Here is a 6,432-nt window from a genome sequence, read left to right on the forward strand (position 1 = left end):
ACATGCCGATGGCGGCCTCGAAACCCTGCAAAATCCCTTGATTGCGCCCGCTTTCCCTGCCACAGGCTCGCTGATGTCCGACCTTTCACTCACTGCCGAATCGCCGCCGTCTTCGCCGCTGTCTGATGAAGTGGCGCGCCGGCGGACCTTTGCCATCATCTCGCATCCCGACGCCGGCAAGACCACGCTGACCGAGAAGCTGCTGCTGTTCGGCGGCGCCATCAACCTGGCCGGGCATGTCAAGGCCAAGCGCGAACGGCGCAGCACCCGTTCCGACTGGATGAAGATCGAACGCGACCGCGGCATCTCGGTCGTCACCTCCGTGATGACCTTCGAGTTCAACGGCCTCGTCTTCAACCTGCTGGACACGCCGGGCCATGAGGACTTTTCGGAAGACACCTACCGGACGCTGACGGCGGTGGACTCCGCCGTGATGGTGATCGACGCCGCCAAGGGCATCGAGGCGCGGACGCTGAAGCTGATAGAGGTCTGCCGGCTGCGCGACATTCCGATCATCACCTTCATCAACAAGATGGACCGCGAGAGCCTCGACACCTTCGAACTGCTCGACGAAATCGAAAAGACGCTGGCGCTCGACACCACGCCGATGACCTGGCCGGTCGGCCGCGGCCGCGATTTCATGGGCACCTATGATATTTCCACCGGCGGCATCCGGCTGCTCGAGGGCGGCGGCGCCAAGACCGGTGCGGCCGAAAAAATCGACGTCGCCGAGCTCGCGGGCCGCAACGCCAACCTCGACGTCAACGAGATCACCGAGGAACTGGCGCTGGTGAAGGAAGCCAGCAAGCCGTTCGACCTTGCTTCGTTCCGCGAAGGCCACATGACGCCGGTCTATTTCGGCTCGGCGCTACGCAATTTCGGGGTCGGCGATCTGCTGGAAGGTCTCGGCAAATTCGCGCCGCCGCCGCGCGCGCAGGACTCCAATCTGCGCAAGGTCGAGGCCTCGGAGCCGCGCATGAGCGCGTTCGTTTTCAAGATCCAGGCCAATATGGATCCGAACCACCGCGACCGCATCGCGTTCGCGCGGCTGTGCTCGGGCAAGCTCTCCCGCGGCATGAAGGCCAAGCTGGTGCGCACCGGCAAGAACATGACGCTGTCCAGTCCGCAGTTCTTCTTTGCGCAGGACCGCTCGGTGGCGGACGAGGCCTATGCCGGCGACGTCGTCGGCATTCCCAATCACGGCACGCTGCGGATCGGCGACACCCTGACCGAAGGCGAGGACCTGATTTTCGTCGGCGTGCCGTCCTTCGCGCCGGAAATCGTCCGCCGCGTCCGTCTCACCGATGCGATGAAGGCGAAGAAGCTGAAGGAAGCGCTGCAGGAGATGTCGGAGGAGGGCGTGGTGCAGGTGTTCCGCCCGCGCGACGGCGCGCCGGCGCTGGTCGGCGTGGTCGGTCCGCTGCAGCTCGATGTGCTGAAGGCGCGGCTCGACGCCGAATATTCCCTGCCCGTCGAGTTCGAGGTCTCGGAATTCCAGCTGGCGCGCTGGATCTCCTCCGACGACCGCAAGAAGCTCGAGGCGTTCGTCGCCGCCAACAATTCCGGCGTCGCCGACGACGTCGACGGCGACCCGGTGTTTCTGGCCAAGAACGAGTTCTATCTCGGCTACACCAAGGAACGCGCCGAGGGCATCGTGTTTTCCAGCATCAAGGACGTGAAGAAGAAGGCGTGAGGCGTTTCGCTGCTCGTCGTCCTCCGGCTTGACCGGAGGAACCAAGTACGCCGCGGCCTATCGATTGATCTCTGGCGTCTCTGGAATACTGGATCGCCCGCCTTCGCGGGCGATGACAGTTTGTGGGCGTAGGGAGAAGAAGGCGTGAGGCGGGGCGGCGTTTTGGCTTGCTGCGTCGGCGTTCCTCGCTCGTCGTCCTCCGCGAAAGCGGAGGACCCAGTACGCCGCGGCCTCTCGGTTCTCTCTGGAATACTGGGTCGCCCGCCGGAGCCTGTCATCGGGCGGCGCGAAAGCGCCGACCCGTTGGCGGGCGATGACAGTGGTGGTGATGATGCAGTGTATCGCGCAGTCCGCTACGCTCCCGTCACCCGCCAGATCACATCGCCGACATCGTCCGCCACCAGCAGCGAGCCATCGGCACCGAGGGTCACGCCGACCGGCCGTCCATAGGACTCCCTTTCGTCAGGCGCGAGGAAACCCGAGAGGATATCCCGCGCCGGCCCCGCCGGGCGCCCGTTCGCGAACGGTACGAACACGACCTTGTAGCCGCTCAGCGTGCTGCGATTCCATGAGCCGTGCTGGCCGATGGCCATGCCGTCGGGAAAGCCGGGCAGGGTGCCGGCCGGCATCCAGCACAGGCCGAGCGACGCGGTGTGGCCGCCCAGCGCGTAGTCCGGCGTGATCGCCGTGGCGACCGCGGCCGCATCCTGCGGCACCCGGTCGTCCACCGTCTGTCCCCAGTAGCACCAGGGCCAGCCGTAGAAGCCGCCGTCCTTCACCGAGGTCAGATAGTCGGGCGGTGTCTCGTCGCCGAGGCCGTCGCGCTCGTTGACCACCGTCCAGAGCACGCCGGTCTGCGGCTCCCATGCGAGACCCACCGCGTTGCGCAGGCCGCCGGCAAAGATGCGGCTGCTGCCGCTGGCCAAATCGAGTTCGTAGACGGCCGCCCGGCCTTGCTCCGCTTCCATGCCGTTGTCGGCGATATTGGTGAGCGAGCCGACCCCGGCATAGAGCTTCCGGCCATCGGGGCTCGGCAGCAGGCTTCGCGTCCAGTGCCCGCCGGGCTTGAAGCTGACGAGCTTTCGTCCCGGCGCGGTGATGCGGTCGGCGCCCGCCACATAGGGGAAGGCCAACACGCCGTCGGTGTTGCCGACATAGAAGGTGTCGCCCACCAGCGCCATGCCGAATGGCTGGTTCAGTCCCTCCATAAACACTTCCCGCCGCTCGGCGACGCCGTCGCCATCGCTGTCGCGCAGCAGCGTGATGCGGTTTGCGCTGACGCCCAGGGCGGAGGCGCGCCGCATGGTCGCCTGCATGGCGTAGCCGAACACGTTCCTGACCGGTCCGGCGACCTGGTTGGATTCGGCGATGAGGACGTCGCCATTGGGCAGCACCTCGATCCAGCGTGGATGCTGCAGGCCGGTGGCAAACGCATTGACCTTCAGTCCCGGCGCCGCCACCGGAATCTGCCCGTCGCTCCAGCCCCTGGCGGTCGGCATCTTCAGCGTCGGGATGGCGCCCTGTGGCTTGGCCGGCGGAACCAGCGGAGAACTGCCCCAGGCCGGCTCGGGTGCGGCGCCCTGCCGTCGCCGCCACAGCAGCGCGGCGGCGCCGATCAGCGCGACCAGGCGCGCAAAAATGCCGGACAAGTTCATGGAATCCCTCCGTGGATCGCGCGCACCCTATCCGAGGACGGGGCGCGTTCAAACCTCGTCGTCGATGCGGGGCCGGCCTCGCCACAACTCGTCATCCCTAGCGAAAGCGGAGGATCCAGTACGCCGCGGCCTATCGATTCAATCACTGCTGTCTCTGGAATACCGGATCACCCTTTCGCGGGTGATGACAGTTCCGGGAGTGCGCACTATCTAACTCACTATCTATGCATTGCCCTGGCACGAGTTTGTTTCAATGCTCCGGCCCGTCGTTTTCAGTCTCATCCTGGCCGTGGCCGCGATTTTCCGTGCCGGAACTGCCGATGCCCAGCAGCGGCGTCAGCTCGATGCCACGCCGTTTTCGCATGCGCCGTGCAGCGTGCTGGACGGCCAACCCTGCACGCCGTCATTCTGCAGCGTGTTCAATGACGGCCCCTGCATCCCCGAGATCGACTATCCCTACGGCCAGAACCTGCAACTGACGATCGAAAGCATGCCGCCGCCGGGCGAAACCGCGAAGTACCAGAAACCCGGCCACGACCTCGACAGCATCGGCGACCTGTTCGCGGCGCTGCGGTCCTGCTGGTCGCCGCCGGAGGCCTCGTCGGCGCGGGAGGGCATGCAGATGTCGGTGCGCTTCAGCTTCAAGCGAACAGGCGAGATCATCGGAGCTCCGCGCGTGACCTTCGCCACGGCAGGGGCCCCTGCGGAAGTAAGAACGACCTATCTGAAGGCGATCAACGCCTCGCTCAAAGCCTGCGCACCGCTGCAATTCACCGGCAATCTCGGCGGCGCCATCGCCGGGCGCCCGATCGCGATCCGCTATGTCGACAATCGCGATTTGGGCGGGCAGGCGGATAAGCCGTGAACATATCATCGTCATTCCGGGATGGTCCGCAGGACCAGACCCGGAATCTCGATCTGGGACGAGGATTCGCAAAACAATCTCGAGATTCCCCGATGCGCAATCGCGCATTTGAGGTTCGCGCTTTGCGCGCCCCGGAATGAACGGCGCGCGTTTTCCCGCATTGCGGCCCCGGCCGCAAAAGTGTTACCCGAAGGTCGCTTAATGCGTCCCGCCACGGAGGAAACGTCATGGGACTTTCGGTGATGATACTGGGCCTCGTGCTGTTCCTCGGCGTCCACACGCTGACCACGCAGCGAAGCTTGCGGGCGCGACTGATCGCCTCGACGGGGGAGGGCGGCTACAAGATCGGCTATTCGCTGGTCTCGGCGCTCGGCCTCGCGCTGATCTTCTGGGGCTTTGCCAGCTACCGGGCGACCGGCTGGATCGACGTCTGGTATCCGCCGGCCGGCATGAAGCACCTGGTGGCGGCGCTGATGCTGCCCGCCGTCATCCTGGTGGTGGCGTCCTATATCCGCGGCCGCATCTACACCACGCTGAAGCATCCGATGCTGGCCGGCGTCAAACTGTGGGCGGCGGCGCATCTGCTCTCCAATGGCGACCTCGGCTCGATCATCCTGTTCGGCTCGTTCCTGGCCTGGGCGGTGTTCGACCGCATCTCGCTGAAGCGGCGCACCGACCCGGGCGCGCCGCCGATCCCGGTCGGAGGCATCGGCAACGACCTGATCGCGGCGGCGGTCGGCTTCGTCGCCTATCTCGCGCTCGCCTTCGCCTTCCATCCCGTCGTGATCGGGGTTCCCGTCGTAGGAGCTTGAATAAGTGTCAGTGCAGTCCCCCATCAAGCGCAAGACCGCGCCGGATATCCGTGCGCGCAAGAACGCCGAGCCGATCGTGATGCTGACCTCGTATCACGCCCATACCGCCGCCCTGGTCGATCGCTATTGCGACGTCATCCTGGTCGGCGATTCCCTCGGCAATGTAATGCACGGTTTCGAGACCACGGTGCCGGTGACGCTGGAGATGATGATCCTGCAGGGCCATGCGGTGATGCGCGGCTCGCAGCATGCGCTGGTCGTGGTCGACATGCCCTTCGGTTCCTATGAAGCCTCCAAGGAGCAGGCGTTTCATTCCGCGGTACGGATCCTGAAGGAGACCCATTGCGGCGCCGTCAAGCTCGAGGGCGGCGAGCGGATGGCGGAGACCGTGGCATTTCTGGCCGAACGCGGCATTCCCGTGATGGGCCATATCGGCCTGACGCCGCAGTCGATCAACACCCTCGGCTCGTTTCGCGCCCAGGGCCGCGAGGAGGGCAGCTGGGAGCCGATCGAGAATGACGCGATGGCGATCTCGCAAGCCGGTGCCTTCTCGGTGGTGATCGAGGCGGTCGCCGAACCGCTGGCGCGGAAGATCACCGAGAGCATCGCCATCCCCACCATCGGCATCGGCGCAAGTGCTGCCTGCGACGGCCAGGTGCTGGTGCTGGAGGATATGCTGGGGCTGTCGGCGCGGACGCCGAAATTCGTCCGCCGCTACGGCAATCTCGGGCCGATGATCGAGGCGGCGATCGAGGGCTATGCCACCGACGTGCGCTCACGGGCGTTTCCCGGGCCGGAGCATGTCTACGGCATGAAGGCCAAGAGCTGAGCAAGACCTGAGCAAGACCTGAGCAAGAGCTGAGCAAGACTGAGGCGGGGCGGCACGATGGACTGGTCGCAGCATTCGATTCCCGACATGCGGCTCGAATCGCGGTTCGGCGACCGCGTGGTGCCGGTATTTTGCCAGCGGCCGAACAGCATCTGGGCGATGATCGCGGACGCCGCCGCGCGAAACCCGGATGGCGAAGCGCTGGTCTGCGGCGAGCGGCGGATGTCCTGGCGCGAGGTGGCGCAGCAATCGGCCGGGATTGCGGCGGGATTTCAGAAGCTCGGTCTGCAGGGCGGCGACCGCGTCGCGGTGCTGCTCGGCAACCGCATCGAATTCGTCCTGACGGTGTTCGCAGCGGCGCATGCCGGCCTGGTGACGGTGCTGCTCTCTACCCGCCAGCAGAAACCCGAGATCGCCTATGTGCTGACCGACTGCGGCGCCAGGGTGTTGATCCATGAGGCCGGCCTGGCCGACCGTCTGCCGGACCCGCGTGACGTTCCCGATCTCGTGCATCGCATCGCGGTCGATGACGATGCACTGAAATCGCGGTTCTCGTCGCTGACCGACCACCCGCCTTC

Annotated in this window: 6 protein-coding genes; 5 read left to right on the top strand and 1 reads right to left on the bottom strand. The window is 65.7% G+C overall.

Translation table 11 applies throughout. The features are described from left to right. Window positions 1–73: 73 nt before the first annotated feature. Window positions 74–1,693, top strand: coding sequence for a peptide chain release factor 3 (locus Q8R73_RS18925; RefSeq protein ID WP_305721075.1), 1,620 nt, complete (start codon window positions 74–76; stop codon window positions 1,691–1,693). Between the two features lie 353 nt (window positions 1,694–2,046). Here Q8R73_RS18925 and Q8R73_RS18930 read toward each other — a convergent pair whose 3' ends face one another. Further along, window positions 2,047–3,348 carry a sorbosone dehydrogenase family protein gene (locus Q8R73_RS18930; RefSeq protein ID WP_305721076.1) on the bottom strand — a complete coding sequence of 434 codons (1,302 nt, stop codon included), beginning with the start codon at window positions 3,346–3,348 and terminating at the stop codon, window positions 2,047–2,049. 253 nt (window positions 3,349–3,601) lie between these two features. Between Q8R73_RS18930 and Q8R73_RS18935 the strand changes: the two genes are divergently transcribed. The 4 genes from Q8R73_RS18935 to Q8R73_RS18950 form a co-directional block, all read left to right on the top strand. Further along, a complete protein-coding gene (locus Q8R73_RS18935) occupies window positions 3,602–4,213 on the top strand; it encodes a hypothetical protein (RefSeq protein ID WP_305721077.1) in 612 nt (203 codons plus the stop codon). A 227-nt stretch (window positions 4,214–4,440) separates the two neighbouring features. Further along, entirely contained in the window at window positions 4,441–5,025 is a 585-nt protein-coding gene (locus Q8R73_RS18940; RefSeq protein WP_305721078.1) for an NnrU family protein, read from the top strand. Window positions 5,026–5,029: 4 nt separating this feature from the next. After that, complete coding sequence (gene panB / locus Q8R73_RS18945; protein WP_305721079.1) at window positions 5,030–5,854, top strand: 3-methyl-2-oxobutanoate hydroxymethyltransferase; 825 nt, start codon at window positions 5,030–5,032, stop codon at window positions 5,852–5,854. Between the two features lie 57 nt (window positions 5,855–5,911). Then, the coding region (locus tag Q8R73_RS18950) for a class I adenylate-forming enzyme family protein (RefSeq protein WP_305721080.1) at window positions 5,912–6,432 on the top strand (521 nt) is incomplete at its 3' end.

The sequence above is a fragment of the Bradyrhizobium sp. genome, from assembly GCF_030697065.1.
Lineage (GTDB): Bacteria > Pseudomonadota > Alphaproteobacteria > Rhizobiales > Xanthobacteraceae > Bradyrhizobium.